We start from the raw sequence: 21,428 nt of genomic DNA on the forward strand, positions 1-21,428 counted from the left end.
GGGGTCAGGGCTTGAGAATCGAGGCAAGGTGAAAAAGATCCTGGGTATTTCAAGCAAGAGCTATCTGCATTCGGGTGAACTCAGAGGCTACGCCCAGACCGTCAGGAAAATTTCCACCACTGCCAAAGTGCTCAGTAACGGAACTTACGTCGGTGTTGTGTTGGATGTCGGTGTTGGCGCGTTGGAGATTCAAGAGGCGTGCTCGATCGGCAGAGAGGATGTCTGTACCAAGGCTAAGTATGTGGAAAGTGGAAGGACTGTGGGTGGCATCCTCGGATCAGCAGCAGGAGGACTAATGGGCGGGTCGATTGCTGGGGGGATTTGTGTCGCCCTTGGCCTTCCTTCAGGTGGCACGATAACCGTTGGTTGCTTCGTTATCGGTAGTGTTGCTGGCGCTGTTGGTGGAAGGACTGAGGGGGCGATATATGGAGCGCAGAAGGGTACTACGCTGTTCTCTTCGTTTGAAGAATGAAGCTTGATCTAAATACCACCCTGGAGCTGACTTCTGCGGCCGTATTTCTCATTAGTAGCGGCCTTATGTTTTACGCCATGTTTGCCAAGCTCGAAAAAATGGAAGCGTGCTCCGTAGGAGCCGGGCTTGTCCCGCGACCGGCGGGGAACCCGTCGTAAAACCTGCGCACGCGGTGTGACAGGCAGACCGCGGACATTAGGTTTACTGCCGCCGCGCGCTAGGTCGCGGGACAAACCGCGCTCCTATAGTGGGTATACGGCCAGGCTTTTTAGCAAAAATCCCTGCCGAAAGCTTGACCGGGAACAGAGTATCTACAACTGATCAACCGAGCTTGACCAGGAACAGAGCATCTACAGGTCCGTGTTTGCTAACTAAACCTCAACAACCCGCTCCTGCGTCGCATCGCGCAACATCGAGTTCAGGTTCCCGGCGATGTTTTCGCACAGCGCCTTCATCTGAATCTCATGCTCGGACGCCTTGAACGGGCTTTGCAGGTCGGTACCGATCTTCTCGATGGCCAGCAGCATGAAACCCACCACTGTCGACGCCAGCGGTGTGAACCAACCCAATGTTTCAACCAGACCGATTGGCACGATGATGCAAAACAGCGTGATAAACACCCGAGGGAACGTCACGTAGGGATAGGGCAACGGCGTGTTGGCAATGCGCTCCATGCCACCCTGGCAGTTGGATATCTCGACCAGCGTGGCCTCCAGGCGCTCCAGTCGGATGCTGTCCAGGCGCCCGGCCTTGTACTCCTTGGCAATAATCGCCGCCGAGGTATTGAGGATGTCATTGGGGAAATTATTGGTGCGCGTGCGACGGTCGTATTCGTCGCGAGGGATCATCGCGGTCACGTCTTCATTGCAGTGGCCACCCTTCAAGTGCGCAGACAGACACTCCACATACGCCACATGCCGACGCAACAGTACGGCCTTGACCGGGTTCAGCCCGCCGTCGTCATCAATTAGCGTCAGCACTTGCCGTGCATAACTGCGCGAATTATTCACCAACCCGCCCCACAACGTGCGCGCTTCCCACCAACGGTTGTAGGCACTGGAATTACGAAAGCTGGTCAATACCACCAGTGCCGAACCGAGCAAGGTCAATGGCATCGAGGGCAACGTGATCTTATGTTCCAGATAAAGCATGAAATCAACGGTGACCACCACATCCCAGATCAACAACCAGAACAGCGACCAGCCAATATAAGTGAGGGTCCTGATCATGCCTCGGTACTTTTTGACGATCATTTCCTGCAAAAGCCACCCCGCGTTGAAAGTACTTCACGATCCCGAACACATTCCGACATCCTGCGGTGTTGGAATGTGTTTTACGCGGTTCGTTCTGCGGGCTCATAGAATTTTTTTTGGCCGTGGACAAACGGATCAAAATACCTCCAATAAAGAGCCAAAAACATCACGATGTGGGCAGGTGCCAGGAGAAATTTATTTGCTGACTACACTGAGCGTGATTAATGCATCAATATTCGGGCGCCACACAGCTTTATACCGCTGGATAAGCACATTCCTGACACTACAATATTCCCGTCTCCCTGAATTTGGATGTTGGTGTTGAGGTCAATGCCATCAGGGAAGTCAATAGTAATCTGCCCACCCCTTCCAAAGTCGGTATCAGAAGTGCCGTCAGGTCGTAAACAAACAACCGTGAAAACTGCCTGCCCAAGCGTTGTACCGGCGACCACTATCAAGCCACCTGAATCAACAACGACACCCATATTTTGATTTCCCACATTGCCGACTCTATTAATAAAAAACTTACCATTATTGAATGACTGATCCAATCCGCCATCTTCATTCAATCTAACAACCGCGCCTTTTGGAGGGTTACCCATCACGGCCCCAGCAATAACAATTTTTCCGAGAGTTTCAGGATCGAGGCACAAAGCCATGGGTTGAATCCAGTCATAGCCCTCGTATTCAAGCAGAACCCGACCTGCACCTTGCCCGAATGCCAGATCCAGCGACCCATCACTTAAGAGCCTGTACACGCACCCTGCCTGATTTCCCCGGCTATCAACCATATTGCCCACGACAAAGATTTTATTGTCTGGCTGAGTCACAACTTCACCCAAAAACTTACCTCATCCGAAAAGTATTGCGAGCCGTTGAGTCCAAATGTGGTATCACGAGTACCGTCCTCGTTTATCCGGGTAACAAAGGGATGTAACACATTAAACCCGGGCACTTCATAAACCGTTACTAAAATTTTCCCATCGGCCTGAAGGCATACTCCGCCGATCCTGTTCTCGGCTGTTTCATTAGAAACCTCGAGCAACCCAAAGGAAGTATTTCTTGAACCGTCTGGGTTAAAACGCGCAGCCCAGATAACGCTATGAGAATTATCAATACGCTGAGTTGCGAAAACAGTGATTGAACCATCCTCATGCACACAACCCCTTGCGGCACTATACTCTGCATCCTCTATCAGAATCTCGCGAATGATTCCCTGCTCTCCAAAGCCAGTGTCAGTTTTGCCATCCGACATTAACTTAACAACCAAAACCTCACTTGCCTTATCGGCTGACCACCCCACTGCAATAAACTTCCCATCAGGCAATGACTTTAAACCACTATCGAAAATTCCAGTACCAGGGTAAACCAACTTACCGCCCTCACCGAAGCTTGGATCAAGATCACCGATTTTTTTATGCGCGTTCATTATCATGTCCTTATGCTTAATTGAAGTTTCGCAACGACGGCTCTCAGCAGCTTTAAAGCTACACCCGAAATTTTCCCAAAGATACTGTCACTTCTGACAGCTATCGACACGGCAAAGTTAATAGCATTGATAAATTGCTAGATATTCATGGAACAAACCCACTCCTCCTGTGCTCAACTCTTGTCTGGATGTATCGGCAACACGTCACGAGGAGAAAGTTAAATGGGCTCGTCTTCAACGTCTCGCTCCATCGAACCACACACCGACCGCGACCAACTGACCATCAATACCATCCGCACCCTGGCCATGGACGCTGTGCAGAAGGCCAATTCCGGCCACCCCGGCACGCCGATGGCGCTTGCGCCGGTTGGCTACACGCTGTGGAAAGACTTCCTGCGCTACCACCCTGAACACCCGGACTGGCCCAATCGCGACCGTTTTGTACTGTCGGTAGGCCATGCCTCAATGCTGCTGTATTCGCTGTTGCACCTGGCAGGTGTGGTCGAGATCGACGAGCATGGCAAGCGGTCCGGCAAACCCGCCGTGAGCCTTGAGGACATCAAGCAGTTCCGACAACTGGACTCCAAAACGCCAGGCCACCCCGAATACCGCATGACCACCGGCGTCGAGACCACCACCGGGCCGCTGGGTCAGGGCTGCGCCAACAGCGTGGGCATGGCAATGGCCGAGCGCTGGCTGGGCGAGCACTTCAATCGCCCTGGTGCGACGCTGTTCGATTACAGCGTCTATGTCTTGTGCGGCGATGGCGACATGATGGAAGGCGTGACTGCCGAGGCCGCCTCGCTGGCGGGCCATCTCAAGCTGTCGAACCTGTGCTGGATCTACGACAACAACACCATCAGCATCGAAGGCCACACTGAACTCGCCTACAGCGACGATGTGCAAACCCGTTTCGAGGGCTATGGCTGGAACACATTGCACGTCGCCGACGCCAATGACGCCCAGGCGCTGACCAAAGCGCTGACGGTATTCAAGCAAACCGACAGCGCGCCGACTTTGATCGTGGTCGACAGCGTGATCGGCTATGGCTCGCCCCATAAGCACAACACGTCTGCCGCTCACGGCGAACCGTTGGGCGTAGATGAAATCAAGCTGACCAAAAAGGCGTATGGCTGGGACGAAAACGCTAGCTTCCTGGTGCCCGACGACGCTAAGCACTGCCTTCGCGACGCCCTCATCAACCGCAACGGCAGCGACTTCGATGCCTGGCAGCAGACCCTTGCCGGCTTCGAAAAGAACCAGCCAGAACTGGCCGACCAACTCAAACGCATGCGCGCTGGCGAAATGCCGGAAGGCTGGCAGGACAAGCTGGAGAGTTTTGCAACCGATGCCAAGGGCATCGCCTCCCGCGTATCAGGTGGCAAGGTGCTCAACGCCTTTGCCGCGAAGATCCCGTGGATCATCGGGGGCTCGGCTGACCTTTCCCCCTCGACCAAAACCAACCTGACGTTCGACGGCGCGGGTAGCTTTGAAGCGGGTAGCTACAGCGGCCGCAACCTGCACTTTGGGATTCGTGAACACGCCATGGGCTCGATTGCCAATGGCTTGGCGCTGTCTTACATCCGCCCGTACACCTCGACTTTCCTGGTGTTCAGCGACTACATGAAGCCGCCGATTCGTCTGGCCTCGATCATGGAATTGCCCGTCGTATTCGTCTTCACCCATGACTCCATCGGTGTCGGTGAAGACGGGCCAACGCATCAGCCTATCGAGCAACTGACACAACTGCGCGCCACACCTGGCCTGCTGACATTGCGCCCCGGCGACGCCAACGAAACGGCTCAGGCGTGGAAAATCGCGTTGGCGCAGACCAAACGCCCTTCGTGCATCGTGCTGTCGCGCCAACCGCTGCCAACACTGGATCGCAGTCAATACGCCAGCGCCGAAGGTGTCGCCAAAGGCGCCTACGTGTTGGCGGATTCAGGCAAGAGCGAACCGGATGTGATTTTGATCGCGACAGGTAGCGAAGTCGGCATGACCGTGGCCGCCTACGAGCAGCTCGCAGCTGAAGGTGTCAATGCACGGGTGGTGTCGATGCCCAGTTGGGAGTTGTTCGAAGATCAGGACAAGGCCTACCGCGACAGCGTCTTCCCGCCGAGTGTCAAAGGCCGGGTGGTCGTCGAACAGGCAGGCCCGGTGGGCTGGGACCGCTACGTTGGCCAGACCGGCGCGAAGATTGTGATGAACACCTTTGGCGCATCGGCGCCTATCGAGAAGCTGCAAGCCAAGTTTGGTTTTACGGTGGAGAACATCGTGAAATTGGCCAAAGAGCAACTGGCTTGATCTGAGCATCGTTGGGTGGAGGGCTGGTCGTCGCGGGCAAGCCCGGCTTTTACATAGCGGGTCAGGGCCAGAACATTGCAGGAGCGCGGCTTGTCCCGCGACCTGGCGCGCAGCGGCAGTAAACCCGGTGTACGCGGTCTACCTGTCACCCCGCGAGCACAGGTTTTACGACGGGTTCCCCGCCGGTCGCGGGACAAGCCCAGCTCCTAAATGGGGATGGGGGCTCAGGAGAAAACGATTGTCTGACCCCTCGTGATCGCAGCCTGCGGCGGGCCTTACCTCCAAACCGTGCGCAACTTCCTCAGCGCGAGCTCGATATCCGCCTCCGGCACCGCCGCAAATCCCAGCACCAACCCTGCACGCTTATCCACAGGTATCGTCGAATCCGGTAACCAGTATTCGCTCAATGGATTGATCTCCACGCCGACACTTTCAGCCAGCGCGATCAATTCCTGCTCGCGCGCCAGACTATCGACCGTGATCGCCACGTGCAGCCCCGCCAACGGTTTGGGTATCGGACCGCAGCCCGCAATATCGTCAGGCCAACCCGCCAGCAATGCATTGCGCCGACTCAACGCAGCCCTGCGCATGCGTCGAATATGCCGCTGGAAGTGCCCTGCTGCGATGAATTCGGCCATCACCGCCTGCGTACCGATCTCTGAATGGCGCATGTCCACCGCCCGGCGCTGGCTAAAGGGCTCGACGAGATTCACGGGCAACACCAGATAGCCCAATCGCAATGCCGGAAAAGCCACTTTGCCGAAGGTGCCGACATACAGCACTCGACCGTGCCGATCCAGCGCGGCCAACGGCGCCAGGGGCGCACCGCTGTAGCGATATTCGCCGTCGTAGTCGTCCTCCACAATCCAGCCGCCGGTCCGCTCAGCCCATGCCAGCAATTGCAGACGGCGCGCCAGGCTGGTGGTGACCCCGGTTGGGTACTGATGAGACGGCGTAACGTAGGCCATCTTGCTCTCACTTTTTGCCAGCCCGTCGCTGCACATGCCTTCGCCATCTACCGATATGCCGTGCAACGTCGCCCCGGCAATCGCGAACGCATGGCCTGCCGCACGGTAGCCTGGGTTTTCCACAGCCACGCCGTCGCCAACCTCCAACAGCAACTGTGCACAAAGGGTAATTGCCTGCTGCGCACCACTGGTGATCACAATTTGCTCAGCGGTACAGTGCAGACCGCGAGACGTCTTGAGATAGACCGCGATCAACTCGCGCAGGCGCCACTCACCGGCGGCGTCGCCATAGCCCAATTGCCTCATGTCTGGTTTTCGCCAAAAAGCCGCGTGCAGCTTGCCCCACACACCAAATGGAAACAGATCGAAGGCGGGAACGCCGACCCGAAAAGCACGTGCCAAACCGGTTTTCAGAGGGCTCAAATGATGCTGCTTTAGCCGTTCTAGCGCAGTGCTGTGGATAACTTCACTGGATAAAATCTCAGTATGTTTTAGCGATTTTGTGGATAAGGCTGTGGGTAAGCCTGTTGTTAACCCTGTGGACAGTTTTGTGGATAGTTTTCCCGCAGTGATTGTTTTACCGGGTAACTGAGCCACGTAAGTTCCATCGCCGATTCGTGCCTCGGTGAACCCCTCGGCATAAAGTTGATCGTAGGCGCGCATCACGCTGTTGCGCGAAATCGCCAGCGACGCTGCCAGATCTCGGCTGGCAGGCAGGCGCGTGCCGCTGCTCAGGCGGCCATCGAGAATCCGCTGGCGCAAGACTTGATACAACTGACGGCTCAAGCCTTGACGGCGGTCCAGCGCGATACCGGCAAAGTCGAATGTCAACGCAGGCGAGGAAGGCGGCATGCAATTGGTCCTATTAAATTGGCCATTAATGGCTCTTACAACAGACCAATAGGCTGCCTAGGATTACCTCAGTCGCCAAGGAAAATCTCATGTACACACCGTCCTTTTTCAAAGAGTCAGATCTGGCCAGCCTGCACACGCAAATCGACGGCACACGGCTGGCCGTTGTGGTCACGTCCGGTGAATCAGGGCTGCAAGCGAGCCATTTGCCGCTGCTGTTGCGTCCCGAGCAAGGCACACAAGGCACACTCTACGGCCACTTCGCCAAAGCCAACCCACAATGGAAAGACCTGCAGAACGGCGCGCAGGTGTTGGTGATCTTTCAGGGTGCCGACGCCTACGTCAGCCCCTCGTTCTATCCGGCCAAGGCTGAGCACGGCAAAGTGGTGCCAACCTGGAATTACCTTGCTGTCCATGCCTACGGCCGTGCCGAGGTGTTCACGGACACTCAGCGCTTGCATGACTTGGTCAGCGCTCTGACTGACAAGCACGAGTCAAAGCGCGCCAGCCCTTGGTCGGTAGACGATGCACCCTCGGACTACATTGAAAAAATGCTCGGGGCCATTGTCGGCTTTGCCTTACCCATCGAGCGCCTCGAAGGCAAACGCAAGCTCAACCAAAACCGCAGCGCCGAAGATGTTGCTGGCGTTCGCGATGGCCTCACCGCCAGCGACGACCCAAAAGATCAGCAACTCGCTCGTTTGATGAGCCAAGGAGAACCCCGTGTCTGATGTGCAAATCAAAGCCGTGACTGATGACGACCATGCGCAGTGGCTACCCCTTTGGCTCGCCTACTTACGCTTCTACAAAACCGAACTGCCAGACAACGTCAGCCAGAGCACGTGGCAACGCCTGCTGGACGCCCACGAACCGACCCACGCGGCGCTCGCCTGGAAGGATGGCAAAGCCGTGGGCATGGTGCATTTCATCTACCATCGCTCCAACTGGAGCATCCACAATGCCTGTTACCTGCAGGACTTGTTCGTCACCCCTGAGCAGCGCGGCGCGGGTGTCGGACGCCTGCTGATCGAACACGTTTATGCCGCAGCCAAACAAGACGGCTGCGATAAAGTCCACTGGCTGACCCACGAAACCAACGCCACGGCGATCCAATTGTACGAACGCATCGCCGAGCGCCCAGGTTTTATCCAGTTCCGCAAAATGCTTTAAGTCCCACGCCTATCTTTGGAATGCCCTGACATGTCGAACCTTGAACACTGGCAACCCGCACAACTCCCTGAAATCCAAACCCTGGAAGGGCGCTTCATTCGCTTGGAAAAACTCAACCTCGCGATTCACGGCGACGGTTTATGGGCGGCGCTGCAAGGTCCGGGCTCGGACCCGAAGCTCTGGGATTACTTGCCATACGGCCCGTTTACCGAGCGCAACGTATTCGATGACTTCCTCTCAGGGCTCGAAACCGGCAGCGATCCATGGTTCTACACCGTGGTCGATCAAGCGACCGGCGCCATCGACGGCTACTTGAGCCTGATGTCGATCGTGCCGGCGCAAGGGCGCATTGAAATCGGCCACGTCACGTTCGGTGCCTCCATGCAGCGAACGCCGAAAAGCACTGAGGCTGTGTACCTGCTGGCCAAGGAATCTTTCGCGCTGGGCAATCGCCGTCTGGAATGGAAATGCAACGGTGACAACGCCCGCTCCAAGCGCGCCGCAGAACGCTTCGGCTTCACCTACGAAGGCACGTTCCGTCAACACATGGTCGTCAAAGGCCAGAATCGCAATACCGCGTGGTATTCGATCATCGACAGCGAATGGCCCGCGCTGCAAAAGGCCTTCGACGCATGGCTGGCAGCCGACAACTTCAACGACGGGCAGCAGATAAAAACACTGGAAGCCTTTCGCTCGTTATAAAGCTGTCATGTCAGAAGGCTATATAGGACGCCCTTGTTAATACAAAAAGGCCGTCCGCCATGCCTCGAGTCAAGCAACGTCTCGCTTTGCACATCACCCTGATCATCGCCAGTGGCTTTGCCAGCAATGTCCTCGCCAAGAACGTTGCGATTACCACCGCAACGACTGCAGGCCAGGAGTTGAGCGGTGCGGATACGCTGACCGTTTCCAACACCGGGAGTATCAGCGCCAGCGGCAAAGCCGTCAGCTTCAAAGGCACGACAACGGGTGCAGGCGTGGTGGTGGATAACGCCGGACAGATCATCTCCATCGACGGCCGAGGCTTTGACAGCAGCGGCGACAAAACGCTGGCCCGCAATTACACCCTCATCAACCGTGCGGGCGCCCTGATTCAAGGCTTTGACGACGCGTTTCGCATCGACAGCAATATCCCGAGCGGCAACATCAGCATCGACAACAGCGGCACCATTCGCTCATTGACCGGCCAAGGGCTGGACCTGGATGCGTTGCGCGGTGACGGTGTGAAGATCACCGTGATCAACCGCGCCGGTGGCCTGATTCGCGGTGAAGCCAGCGACGGCATGAAGACCGGCTCCAACAACACCATCACCAACTACGGTGAAATCTCCACGGGCGACTCAGTGATCGCTGGCAACAAGTTCGACGGTGTCGACATCGACTCGGCGACTGGCGTTGTAGTGAACAACTTCGGTCTGATTTCCGGTGGTCGTCACGGCATCACCACTGACCTGGGCGCGACCCTGAACAACTTCGGCACAATCATTGGCCGCAACGGATCGGGCTTTGGCTCTGACGGCGTTGGCACGGTGACCAACTACGGCACCATCACCGGCAGCAACAATGGGCTGCAACCCAATGGGGACGGGGACGGCGTTGATATCGACCTGATCGGCCATATCGAAAACTACGGCACGATCCAGGGCACTGGCGCCAGCGGCGTCGACAAGAACGGCTTCGCCAATGGCAGTGAAGGCATCGCGCTCGGCGGCGGCTACGTGCTCAACGGCAGCGGCGCGCTGATCAGCGGCGCCAACAGTGCGATTCTGGTGGACGACGGCAGCGGCGGTTCGGGCGTCGGCGCCACTTATTTGGAGAACCACGGCACGATTCAGGGCCTGGACGGGTTCGGCGTGAAGTTGGTTGGCGAGTTCGACGACAACGTGGTCAACGACGGCTTGATCAGCGCCAGCAACGGCCTGGCGCTGGATATGGGCGGGGGCAACGACACCCTTACCTTGCGTAACGGCAGTCGCTTCATCGGTGTTGTCGATGGCGGCACCGGCACTGACACGGTGATCATGGATGACACTCGCGGCGGCAGTTTCGGTGCCAGCCAGAATTTTGAATCGCTGCAAGTGAAACAAGGTGTATGGACCCTGACCGGCAGTGGCGATTTCAGTGTCGGCGGCAGCGTGCTCAGTGGCGCCGAATTGATCAACCAGGGCGGTATTGCTGGCACGCTGGATATCGATCAAGGCGCAGTGTATGCCGGTGGCGGGACGGTCGGAAATCTCAACGTCAACGGCACCTTGCTCGCCAACACCACATTTGGGGCCGCCCACGTCGCGGGCAATCTGAAGATGGGCAGCGGCTCGACTCTGGCCTTTGGCGCGAATGCGGACGGCAGCAGCGCAACGGTCCAAGTCGATGGCAACGCCAACCTCACGGGCGCTTCGTTGTTGGTCAACGCCAACGCCACCAGCACCGCTTACCCGTGGCAAAGCCAATACACCGTGCTTCAGGCGGGCAGCATCACCGGCACCTTCGATCATGTCAGCAGCGATTACGCGTTCCTGACGCCAACCCTGGCTTACACCCCAGTGGAGGTCGATCTCACCTACCGCCGCAACGATGTCGCATTCAACGACTACGCCAGCAGCAGCAACGGATCGCGGGCAGCGAGCAGCCTGACCTCATTGGGTAGCACGAGCGCGTTGTACAACGCGGTACTCAATACCAGCACCAGCACAGCGGGTTCTGCCATCGAGCAACTGGCCGGCAGCAGCACCGCCAATCTAAGCAGCGCCACCCTCAGTGCCAGTTCGCAGATTGGCGGCAGCATGATGTCGGCCATGCGTCAGATGGGCAGCGGCGCAGGTTTGTTGGTCGGCCTTGATCAATCCGACACCCCAGTGTTGGCCGCGACTGGCGTACCCAACAGCGCACACAATCTGAACGACCCGAATGCACAGGGCCGCGTATGGCTACAAGGCATCGGCAACTACGGCAAGCTCGACGGTGAGCACGGCAGCGCGGGCCTTGAACAACGTACCAAAGGCAGCGTGCTGGGCGTCGATTGGGCGCTTTCGCCAGCTTGGCGCATGGGCCTGTTGGGCGGTTATTCCCGAACGGATCTGGACACCAGCGGCGTCGATGGCAAGGTCGACAGTTGGCACGTCGGCGCCTACGCCCAGCGCCAGGACGGCCCGCTGGCTTTGCGTCTCGGCGCGGCTTATAGCAGCCATGACGGCGAGAGCAAACGCCGCGTCGATTTCGATGGTTTCAGCGATCGTCCAAAAGGCGATTACGACGCCGACAGCCAACAAGCCTTTGCCGAACTGGGCTACGCCATGGGCAGCGGCCGACTCAACGTCGAGCCCTTCGCCAACCTGGGTTATCAGCGCTACCACCGCGACAGCTACACCGAAAAAGGCGGCGCCGCTGCGTTGAGCGTCGATTCACAGAATCAGGACAACCTCAGCAGCACCTTCGGTGTACGTCTGGCGCAACTGAGCCAGCTGGAAAACGGCATCAGCCTCACCCCGCGAGCGAGCCTGGGATGGCGCCACACCTACGGCGACGTCGACAGCGAAACCCGCCAGGCGTTTGTCCTTGGTGGTACAGCCTTCAGCGTCGAAGGCAGTGCGCTGGATCGCGACAGCCTGATGGTCGAAGCCGGCCTGGACGTGGGCTTGTCAGCACGTCACACACTGAGCGTTGGCTACAACGGCGAACTCGGCAGCAACAGCCGTAATCATGCGTTGATCGGACAGTGGCAGATGAGCTTTTGATTCAGTTTTGCAGGCCGCTTCAATAACTGGTAACACAGCCAGCCTGTTAGGGGCTGGTTATCTCCCCATATAGGGGTAAGGTTGCTAAGCCATTCATTGAGCTCCATTACGGAGCACCTTATAACTAACAAGGATGTTAGAAATGATTAAAACCGTTGGGGGTGCCCTTGGCACACCGTTAGTCAATACTTCGTCAGCGCCGGTTAATCCATGGCGCGTACCCCAGCCCGTGTTGTCGGCGGGTAAATATGGAAGTGTCATCATCGACCGGGGCGCATTGAAGAAAGCGGTAGTCAGCAGCAGTAACTACCACCTATTTTCAGAAACAGGCCCCGCCGTGCAATCACTGGTGATCGTGGGCACACCGTTGCAAATCCTCGACTTTCTACTCAGTCACGAAAAACAGGGCATCGAAAACAAAATTGCTTCTTTGCCCGATATCTACATGGGTATTTCGCCATACAAACCGAAAGAGCGTTTTTCGGGTGTTTTCGGCATTGGCGATACCATGGCGGCAGTAGTGAACTTTTTCGCAGGTCTTGCCCCCGCTCCGGATTGGGTCACTATCGTAAGCACCCCGTCCACACTGGAGGGTATGAAAAAATCCTTCACCGCCCTGAAGGAAACTGAAAAACAGAAAGGTGAGTTGCTGTACGTGAAGTTCAGTTACTTGCCCGAAGACAAAATGCAGAAAATAGCCAGCCGAAAGGTGAGCTTTAGGGAAGTTTTGCAAATCTTCCAGAAACACTACAAATAGCAGCGCCTCGGTTTGCAGGCAAAAAAAGAGGAGCCACGAAAGCTCCCCCAGAGGAAATCGATAATTAAGCGTTAGATCCGGGGCGCTCTATGGGCGCCCTCGAATCGCGGTGATTGAGCGTAGTTAACCCTCGATCTCGATCAGAATCTCACCCGGATTGACTCGGTCACCCTTGGCAACATGGATCGCAACGACCTTGCCAGCGATAGACGCCTGCACTTCGGTCTCCATTTTCATGGCTTCGGTGATCAATACCGCCTGACCGGCCCTGACGGTGTCGCCCTCCTTGACCAGTACATCGACAATGTTGCCGGGCATGGTGGTGCTGACGTGGCCAGGCTGACTGGCCTGCGGACGTTTGCCGATACCGCCGCTGACAAATTCATTGAGCGGCTCGAACACCACTTCTTCCGGCATGCCGTCGATGGACAGGTAGAAGTGACGCTTGCCTTCGGCCTTCACGCCCACACCGGTGATATCGACGCGGTAGCTTTCGCCATGGACGTCGATCACGAACTCGGTAGGCACCCCCTCCCCGCCCACCTTGGACAAAGCGCCCGGTTCAGGGATCGGCAGCAGCACTTCAGGGGTCAAGGTGCCAGCTGCGCGTTCTTCCAGGAACTTGCGCCCGATGTCCGGGAACATGGCGTAGGTCAGAACGTCCTCTTCAGACTTGGCCACCGCACCGATTTCTTCGCGCAGCTTGGTCATCTCCGGCTTCAGCAGGTCGGCTGGACGCACGTCGATGATTTCTTCGTTGCCGATAGCCTGGCGACGCAATTTCTCGTCGATCGGCCCAGGCGCTTTGCCATAGCCGCCGGTGAGGTAGAGCTTCACTTCGTTGGTGATGGTCTTGTAGCGCTCGCCGGCCAGCACGTTGAAGAACGCCTGCGTGCCAACGATTTGCGACGTCGGAGTGACCAACGGCGGGTAGCCCAGGTCTTTGCGCACGCGCGGAATCTCGGCCAGCACTTCCCCCATGCGGTTCAACGCACCCTGCTCTTTGAGCTGGTTGGCCAGGTTGGAAATCATCCCGCCTGGCACCTGGTTGATCTGAACCCGAGTGTCGACCGAGGTGAACTCACTCTCGAACTGGTGATATTTCTTACGCACGGCGTAGAAGTACAAACCGATCTCCTGCAACAGCTCCAGGTTCAGCCCAGTGTCGAATTCGCTGCCCTTGAGCGCGGCAACCATCGATTCAGTGCCCGGATGGCTGGTGCCCCAGGCGAAGCTTGAGATCGCGGTGTCGATATGATCGGCGCCGTTCTCGATGGCTTTGAGCTGGCACATGGCAGCCAGACCGGCCGTGTCATGGGAGTGAATGAACACCGGCAGTGATTGCTCGGCTTTCAGCGCCTTGACCAGTTCGCCGGTCGCGTAGGGAGTCAGCAAACCAGCCATGTCCTTGATCGCCACCGAGTCGCAACCCATCGCCTCCATCTGCTTGGCCTGTGCAACGAAGGCTTCGATGGTGTGTACCGGGCTTGTGGTGTAAGCGATGGTGCCTTGCGCATGTTTGCCCGATGCTTTGACGGCTTCGATGGCAACGCGCAGGTTACGCACATCGTTCATGGCGTCGAAGATACGGAACACATCGATGCCGTTGACTGCGGCCTTGGCGACGAACGCCTTGACCACGTCATCGCTGTAGTGGCGATAGCCCAGCAGGTTTTGACCGCGCAGCAACATTTGCAGACGCGTGTCTGGCAGCGCCGCGCGCAGTTGGCGCAGTCGCTCCCACGGATCTTCCTTCAGAAAGCGCACACAGGCGTCGAAGGTCGCGCCGCCCCAGACTTCAAGCGACCAATAGCCGACCTTGTTGAGCTTGCCGCAGATCGGCAGCATGTCCTCGGTGCGCATGCGAGTGGCCAGTAGCGATTGGTGAGCGTCACGCAGGATGGTGTCAGTGACAAAAATCTTCTTGGACATGTTCGTATTCCTCACAGGCCCGCATGGGCAGCGATGGCGGCAGCGATGGCCAGGGCCAGCTCTTCGGGTTTGCGCTTGACCGAGTAGTTGGTCAGCTCCGGATGGCTTTCAACAAAACTGGTGTTGAATTGACCACTGCGAAATTCCGGGTTGCGCAGGATTTCCTGATAGTAAGCAGCGGTGGTCTTCACGCCTTGCAAGCGCATGTCGTCGAGCGCGCGCAAACCACGGTCCAATGCCTCTTCCCAAGTCAGCGCCCAAACGATCAACTTCAGGCACATGGAATCGTAGAACGGCGGAATGGTGTAGCCGGTGTAGATCGCTGTGTCGGTACGCACGCCGGGGCCGCCGGGCGCGTAGTAACGGGTGATCTTGCCAAAGCTCGGCAGGAAGTTGTTTTTTGGGTCCTCGGCGTTGATCCGGAACTGCAACGCGAAACCGCGGTGGATAATGTCTTCCTGCTTGACCGACAGCGGCAGGCCCGACGCGATACGGATTTGCTCACGAACGATGTCGATACCGGTGATTTCTTCGGTGATGGTGTGCTCCACCTGCACCCGGGTGTTCATCTCCATGAAGTACACCTCGCCCTCGGCGAGCAAGAACTCCACGGTGCCCGCATTCTCATAGCCCACGGCTTTGGCCGCGCGCACTGACAGATCGCCGATATAGGCGCGCTGCTCAGGGGTCAGCTGGGGGCTTGGGGCGATTTCGATGAGCTTCTGGTTGCGACGCTGGATCGAGCAGTCACGCTCGAACAGATGCACAACGTTACCAAAGCTGTCGCCGAGGATCTGCGCTTCGATGTGCTTGGGATTGATGATGCATTTTTCGAGAAAGACTTCAGCCTTGCCGAAGGCTTTGGTGGCTTCCGAGATAACTCGGGGAAACGCCTGTTCCAGTTCTTCACGGCTGTTGCAACGACGAATCCCGCGACCGCCACCACCGGAGGTGGCTTTGAGCATCACTGGATAACCGATGCGGTCGCCTTCGACCAAGGCTTCAGCGATATCTGCCACATTGCCTTCAGTCCCCGGCGTCACCGGCACGCCCGCTTTGATCATGCTGCGGCGTGCTTCGGTTTTGTCACCCATGCGGCGGATGACTTCGGCCGAAGGGCCAATGAACTTGATCCCTCGCTCGACGCAGATGTCGGCCAACTCGGCGTTTTCCGACAGAAACCCATAACCGGGATGCAGGGCATCGCAACCGGTTTCCACGGCCAAATTCACCAACTTGCGGGGGTTGAGATAGCCTTCTAGCGGCTCCGAACCAATGCCGTAAGCCTCATCGGCACGCTTGACATGCAGCGCATGACGGTCGGCGTCGGAATAGATCGCCACCGAGCGAATGCCCATTTCGGCGCAAGCGCGCACGATTCGGACGGCAATCTCACCACGGTTTGCGATCAGGATTTTTTTTATCACGGGTGCTTCCTCGACCGTTAAACAGACGAACCGGCTGGCCGGTCAGCGCGTAACTGCATGTTGCAGCGCAGCCGCAGTGCCACCCTATGACGAATCAGCAATTAACAAAAATGAGTAAAAATTGGGTTATGTATAAATAAAACCTTATAGTCAGCTCGATAACCCCTGACTGGAGAACAATAAAATGCGTAAGTCATTGATGCGCATGACATTGCGTCAGCTACGCATTTTTAATGAGGTCTGCGATTTACGCTCATACAGCCGCGCAGCCGAGGAAATGTCGCTGACCCAACCGGCGGTCAGCTTGCAAATACGTCAGTTGGAAGAGCTGATCGGACAGCCGCTTTTCGAATACGTGGGCAAAAAGCTCTATATGACCGAAGCCGCCGAAGCGCTGCAACTGGCCAGCCGAGACATCTTCGGTCGGCTGGAAAATCTCGATATGCAGCTATCGGACATGCAGGGCTCGCTCCAGGGGCAACTTAAGCTCGCCATCGAATCCAGCGCCAAGTATTTCATTCCCCACTTGTTCGCTGCTTTTAAGCGCCAGTACCCCGAAGTCATGCTGAATTTGACTGTCGTCAATCGTGCTCTGGTCATCAGACGGCTGTCCGATAACCGCGACGATTTGGTCGTGATGTCGATGGTGCCGCAGGACATGGGGCTGGAGTTCTTGCCGTTCCTGAACAACCCAATCGTGGCCGTAGTGAGGCCCGATCATCCGCTGTGTCAGGTTGAAAAACCGGCGCTCAAAGACCTGGAGCCCTACACACTGGTGATTCGTGAGCCCGGATCAGGTACGCGCAAGGCATGCGAGGAGTACTACAAGGAGAAACGCATTCATTTCGAGCAGACGCTTGAAGTCTCGTCAGCCGAAGCGCAGCGCGAGTGCGTGGTGGCGGGGCTGGGCATTGCGCTGTTGACCCGTCACGCCTTGAGCCTGGAACTCGCCACCGGCGCACTGGTGGAGCTGCCGGTGGCTGAGTTGCCGCTCTATCGGAGTTGGTGCGTGGTGCAGGGGCGCGACAAGCGATTGTCGCCCGTGGCACACGCTTTTCTCGCGTTCATCCGCACCGAGCGCGCGCAGATCAGCGAGCTGGTCACGCGCTTTGACGGCCGCTCTCTGAACCCGTAGCCGTGCGCCGCAAGTTAGCGGACGCGGCGTCGAGGTAATCACAAAGCTCCTGATTCAGGCGACGCTCTTCAGAGTAGGTTTCGATCGCACGGCGAAACGCCATCCGACGCAGGTCTTCGTGCTGACGACGGGTCTTGGCGCTGGAGTTGCTGTGCTGCTGCGAGTCATCGTAGTGCCGAGGCATATCCTGTCTCCCATAACGTTTGCGGGAGTACAGAATGGTTGCAGAGCGTGACGACCAGGCGGCAAAAGCGTGACAAGTTGGTGAAGGTTGGATGCCGGATTTATTGACCGATTCGATACCCGCTCCAGCCAATCAATCCTCGTGAGACTTGATCGACTTGGGTGACAACCGAAGGCTGCGCAAGCTTCTTTTGACGCTCTTGAGGTGGTTGACCAGGCTCGGGCCACGCGCCATGGCAACGCCCATCGCCAGCACGTCAATCACCACCAAATGCGCGATGCGCGAGGTCAGGGGCGTATAGATTTCGGTGTCCTCTTGCACATCGATCGCCAGGTTGACGGTCGACAACTCAGCCAGCGGTGTCTGGCTCGGGCACAAAGTAATCAGATTGGCGCCGCTTTCACGCACCAGATTGGCGGTGATGAGCAGATCCTTGGAGCGGCCCGACTGGGAAATGCACACCGCGACGTCTGTCGGCTTGAGCGTCACCGCCGACATAGCCTGCATGTGTGGATCGGAATACGACGCTGCGGTCAGCAACAAACGGAAGAACTTGTGCTGCGCGTCCGCAGCCACCGCGCCCGACGCGCCAAATCCGTAGAACTCAACACGATGCGCCGCAGCCATTACCGATACGGCAGCCTGCAACGCATGGGGGTCGAGATTTTCACGGACTTCCATCAGCGTGTGCAGCGTGGTGTCGAAAATCTTCAGGCTGTAGTCAGCGACAGAGTCGTCTTCATGGATCGCGAACTGGCCAAAACTGGCTCCCGCCGCCAGGCTCTGCGCCAGTTTCAGCTTTAAATCCTGAAAGCCCGTGCAACCAATCGCGCGACAGAAACGCACGATGGTCGGCTCGCTGATTCCCACATTGTGGGCGAGGTCGGCCATGGAGCTGTGCATCACGGCCGCAGGGTCAAGCAGCACATGGTCGGCAACCTTAAGCTCCGACTTGCGTAAGAGATGGCGTGACTGAGCGATGTGCTGCAACAGATTCAAAGGGCAAGACTCATTGAGAAGGATGGGCCGGGATGTAGCTTTCTTGTAGTTATACTACATGACCTGCAAACCGCACAGTGAAACGAGAAAGCTCCGATTGCCGCTGAGGCCTGAAAGATCATTCGCCCTTCAGTGTAGGGCTTATCAGACTTCGCACCGGAATACGTCAGTGATGTTAGCCCTCTGTAGCACGCCGGGCGGCAATAATGTTTCCCGCCGCCCAACGTTAGCGTTTGCCCGCTATCACCCCACGCCCTAGAATGCGCCGATGCGCGATGATCTCTCCCTTCTGCTTAACTCTCTCAACGATGCCCAACGCCAGGCCGTAGCTGCCTCCGTGGGTCGTCAGTTGGTCCTGGCCGGCGCTGGTTCCGGTAAAACCCGTGTGCTTGTGCATCGCATCGCCTGGTTGATCCAGGTCGAAAATGCCTCCCCGCACTCGATCCTGTCGGTGACGTTCACCAACAAGGCCGCCGCCGAGATGCGCCATCGCATCGAGCAACTGATGGGTATCAACCCGGCGGGCATGTGGGTCGGCACCTTCCACGGCCTGGCGCACCGCTTGCTGCGGGCGCATTGGCAGGAAGCGGGCCTAAGCCAGAGCTTCCAGATTCTCGACAGCGACGATCAGCAGCGCGTGGTCAAGCGTGTGATCCGCGAACTGGGCCTGGACGAAAAAAGCTGGCCGGCGCGTCAGGCACAGTGGTTCATCAACGGCCAGAAAGACGAAGGCCTGCGTCCCAAGCACATTCAGACCAGTGGCGATCTGTTTCTGAGCACCATGAAGTCGATCTACGAAGCATATGAGGCTGCGTGTTTGCGTGCCGGCGTCATCGACTTTTCAGAACTGCTGCTGCGCGCACTGGATCTGTGGCGCGATCATCCGGGGCTGCTGGCGCACTATCAGCGGCGTTTTCGCCATGTGTTGGTGGACGAATTCCAGGACACCAACGCCGTTCAGTACGCCTGGCTGCGCCTGCTGGCCAAAGGTGGCGACAGTCTGATGGTGGTGGGCGATGACGATCAGTCTATTTACGGCTGGCGCGGCGCCAAGATCGAGAATATTCATCAGTACTCCGCGGACTTCCCTGACACCGAAATCATCCGCCTGGAGCAGAACTACCGCTCCACCGCGAGCATCCTCAAAGCCGCCAACGGCCTGATCGTCAATAACAGCGGCCGTCTGGGCAAAGAGCTGTGGACCGATGTCGGCGATGGCGAGCTGATCAGCCTGTACGCCGCCTTCAACGAACATGACGAAGCGCGCTACGTGGTCGAGACCATCGAAAGCGCGATCAAGACCGGCCTTGCGCGCAGCGACATCGCCATTCTGTATCGCTCCAACGCCCAGTCGCGGGTGCTGGAAGAAGCCTTGTTGCGCGAGCGCATTCCCTACCGCATTTATGGCGGTCAGCGCTTCTTCGAGCGCGCCGAAATCAAGAACGCCATGGCCTACCTGCGTTTGCTGGATGGTCGTGGCAACGATTCGGCGCTTGAGCGTGTGATCAATGTGCCGCCGCGCGGGATCGGCGAGAAAACCGTCGAAGCCATTCGCGAACACGCACGCCACGCCGACGTGTCGATGTGGGAGGCCATGCGCCAACTGATCGCCAATAAAGGCCTGACGGGGCGCGCTGCGGGCGCATTGAGCGGCTTCGTCGAATTGATTGAAAATCTGGCGGCGAAGGTCATGGAGATGCCGTTGCATCTGATGACGCAAACCGTCATCGAGCAATCCGGGCTGATCATCTATCACCAGGAAGAGAAAGGCGAGAAGGGTCAGGCACGGGTAGAAAACCTTGAGGAACTGGTCAGCGCCGCACGTGCGTTCGAGGTCAGCGACGAGGAGCAAGACCTGACGCCACTGGCAGCTTTCCTCGGCCACGCTTCGCTGGAAGCTGGCGACGCTCAGGCTGACGAGCATGAAGACAGCGTCCAACTGATGACGCTACACAGCGCCAAAGGTCTGGAGTTTCCGTACGTATTCCTGGTCGGCATGGAAGAAGGCCTATTCCCGCACAAGATGAGCCTGGAAGAGCCCGGCCGTCTGGAGGAGGAGCGGCGTTTGGCCTACGTCGGCATTACCCGTGCGATGCAGCATCTGGTGCTGACGTATGCCGAGACACGTCGTCTATATGGCAGCGAGACCTACAACAAGGTGTCGCGTTTCGTACGTGAGGTTCCGGCCAATCTGATTCAGGAAGTTCGGTTGTCCAACAGTGTCACCCGACCTTTTGGCGGTTCGAAGACCATGGCGCCAAGCCGCTTGTTCGATGGCGAAGGTATTCCGGAAAGCCAGTTCTCCCTCGGCCAGCGGGTCTCGCATTCGATTTTCGGCGAAGGCGTAATCCTCAATTTCGAAGGTTCTGGCGCACAGGCACGGGTGCAGGTGAATTTCGAAGAAGGCAGCAAATGGCTGATGCTGGGGTATGCGAAGCTGGAACCACTTTAAAACCGTAAACCGGTTGCACTCTGTAGAAGTCGGGCTTGTCCCGTGACCGGCGGGGAACCCGTCGTAAAACTTGCGCACAGGGTGTGACAGGCAGACCGCGCACACCGGGTTACTGCCGCTGCGCGCCAGGTCGCGGGACAAGCCGCACTCCTACAATGCGTTCTGGCCTTGATCCCACATTTCGGACATGCCCCGCCAGCTTGCATTCCTACCTAATCACCCCCATCTTTCCTACAGAACTTTTTTCAACAACCTACAGCCCAAGTAATACAGGCCTTCGGAAAGATCACGCAAAAGCCGGAAACACTTGGCTGCTAGCCAGATGCCCAAGTGCTGTGCAACATGGCGCGCGTGCAATCC

General features: G+C 57.5%; 16 protein-coding genes and 1 pseudogene. 9 read left to right on the forward strand and 8 right to left on the reverse strand.

The genetic code is table 11. The features are described 5' to 3' along the window. Positions 1-472: pseudogene (locus VGC62_RS05520) on the forward strand (hypothetical protein); the annotation flags it as partial. Between the two features lie 371 nt (positions 473-843). Here VGC62_RS05520 and VGC62_RS05525 read toward each other — a convergent pair. The 3 genes from VGC62_RS05525 to VGC62_RS05535 form a co-directional block, all read right to left on the reverse strand. Beyond that, positions 844-1,725, reverse strand: a complete 882-nt coding sequence (locus tag VGC62_RS05525; protein ID WP_414705746.1) for a bestrophin family protein — start codon at positions 1,723-1,725, stop codon at positions 844-846. A 221-nt stretch (positions 1,726-1,946) separates the two neighbouring features. Beyond that, positions 1,947-2,567 (reverse strand): hypothetical protein, encoded by a 621-nt coding sequence (locus tag VGC62_RS05530; RefSeq protein WP_331186060.1) that lies wholly within the window; start codon positions 2,565-2,567, stop codon positions 1,947-1,949. Further along, positions 2,552-3,154, reverse strand: a complete 603-nt coding sequence (locus VGC62_RS05535) for a hypothetical protein (RefSeq protein WP_331186061.1) — start codon at positions 3,152-3,154, stop codon at positions 2,552-2,554. The genes VGC62_RS05530 and VGC62_RS05535 overlap by 16 nt, the downstream gene beginning before the upstream one ends. A gap of 222 nt (positions 3,155-3,376) precedes the next feature. Here VGC62_RS05535 and tkt point away from each other — a divergent pair, with 222 nt between their 5' ends. Continuing rightward, positions 3,377-5,458, forward strand: coding sequence for a transketolase (gene tkt, locus VGC62_RS05540; protein ID WP_331186062.1), 2,082 nt, complete (start codon positions 3,377-3,379; stop codon positions 5,456-5,458). 275 nt (positions 5,459-5,733) lie between these two features. Here the strand turns inward: tkt and VGC62_RS05545 are convergent, their stop codons facing one another. After that, the gene (locus VGC62_RS05545) at positions 5,734-7,278 is read right to left on the reverse strand and encodes a PLP-dependent aminotransferase family protein (RefSeq protein WP_331186063.1); all 1,545 of its coding nucleotides are present in this window, start codon (positions 7,276-7,278) and stop codon (positions 5,734-5,736) included. A gap of 89 nt (positions 7,279-7,367) precedes the next feature. Between VGC62_RS05545 and VGC62_RS05550 the strand changes: the two genes are divergently transcribed. The 5 genes from VGC62_RS05550 to VGC62_RS05570 all read left to right on the forward strand — a co-directional run bounded on the left by VGC62_RS05550 (position 7,368) and on the right by VGC62_RS05570 (position 12,939). Beyond that, complete coding sequence (locus VGC62_RS05550; protein WP_331186064.1) at positions 7,368-8,009, forward strand: FMN-binding negative transcriptional regulator; 642 nt, start codon at positions 7,368-7,370, stop codon at positions 8,007-8,009. Continuing rightward, positions 8,002-8,448 (forward strand): GNAT family N-acetyltransferase, encoded by a 447-nt coding sequence (locus VGC62_RS05555; protein WP_331186065.1) that lies wholly within the window; start codon positions 8,002-8,004, stop codon positions 8,446-8,448. The genes VGC62_RS05550 and VGC62_RS05555 overlap by 8 nt, the downstream gene beginning before the upstream one ends. A gap of 30 nt (positions 8,449-8,478) precedes the next feature. Continuing rightward, positions 8,479-9,150, forward strand: a complete 672-nt coding sequence (locus VGC62_RS05560) for a GNAT family protein (RefSeq protein WP_331186066.1) — start codon at positions 8,479-8,481, stop codon at positions 9,148-9,150. Between the two features lie 59 nt (positions 9,151-9,209). Beyond that, on the forward strand, positions 9,210-12,182 hold the full coding sequence (locus tag VGC62_RS05565; protein WP_331186067.1) for an autotransporter outer membrane beta-barrel domain-containing protein: 2,973 nt from the start codon (positions 9,210-9,212) through the stop codon (positions 12,180-12,182). Between the two features lie 142 nt (positions 12,183-12,324). Next, the gene (locus VGC62_RS05570; protein WP_331186068.1) at positions 12,325-12,939 is read left to right on the forward strand and encodes a hypothetical protein; all 615 of its coding nucleotides are present in this window, start codon (positions 12,325-12,327) and stop codon (positions 12,937-12,939) included. Positions 12,940-13,062: 123 nt separating this feature from the next. Here VGC62_RS05570 and oadA read toward each other — a convergent pair whose 3' ends face one another. Both oadA and VGC62_RS05580 read right to left on the reverse strand, forming a co-directional pair. After that, positions 13,063-14,871 (reverse strand): sodium-extruding oxaloacetate decarboxylase subunit alpha, encoded by a 1,809-nt coding sequence (gene oadA, locus VGC62_RS05575; RefSeq protein WP_331186069.1) that lies wholly within the window; start codon positions 14,869-14,871, stop codon positions 13,063-13,065. Between the two features lie 11 nt (positions 14,872-14,882). Then, entirely contained in the window at positions 14,883-16,298 is a 1,416-nt protein-coding gene (locus tag VGC62_RS05580; RefSeq protein ID WP_331186070.1) for an acetyl-CoA carboxylase biotin carboxylase subunit, read from the reverse strand. Positions 16,299-16,482: 184 nt separating this feature from the next. On the opposite strand from VGC62_RS05580, the gene VGC62_RS05585 reads away from it, so the two are divergent. Continuing rightward, entirely contained in the window at positions 16,483-17,433 is a 951-nt protein-coding gene (locus tag VGC62_RS05585; protein WP_331186071.1) for a LysR family transcriptional regulator, read from the forward strand. Here VGC62_RS05585 and VGC62_RS05590 read toward each other — a convergent pair. Next, positions 17,399-17,617 carry a PA3496 family putative envelope integrity protein gene (locus VGC62_RS05590; RefSeq protein ID WP_331186072.1) on the reverse strand — a complete coding sequence of 73 codons (219 nt, stop codon included), beginning with the start codon at positions 17,615-17,617 and terminating at the stop codon, positions 17,399-17,401. The genes VGC62_RS05585 and VGC62_RS05590 overlap by 35 nt on opposite strands. A 132-nt stretch (positions 17,618-17,749) precedes the next feature. Next, complete coding sequence (hexR, locus tag VGC62_RS05595; RefSeq protein ID WP_331186073.1) at positions 17,750-18,616, reverse strand: transcriptional regulator HexR; 867 nt, start codon at positions 18,614-18,616, stop codon at positions 17,750-17,752. Positions 18,617-18,884: 268 nt separating this feature from the next. Between hexR and uvrD the strand changes: the two genes are divergently transcribed. Further along, entirely contained in the window at positions 18,885-21,068 is a 2,184-nt protein-coding gene (uvrD, locus tag VGC62_RS05600; protein WP_331186074.1) for a DNA helicase II, read from the forward strand. Positions 21,069-21,428: the final 360 nt, after the last annotated feature.

It is taken from the genome of Pseudomonas sp., assembly GCF_036404235.1.
GTDB lineage: Bacteria > Pseudomonadota > Gammaproteobacteria > Pseudomonadales > Pseudomonadaceae > Aquipseudomonas.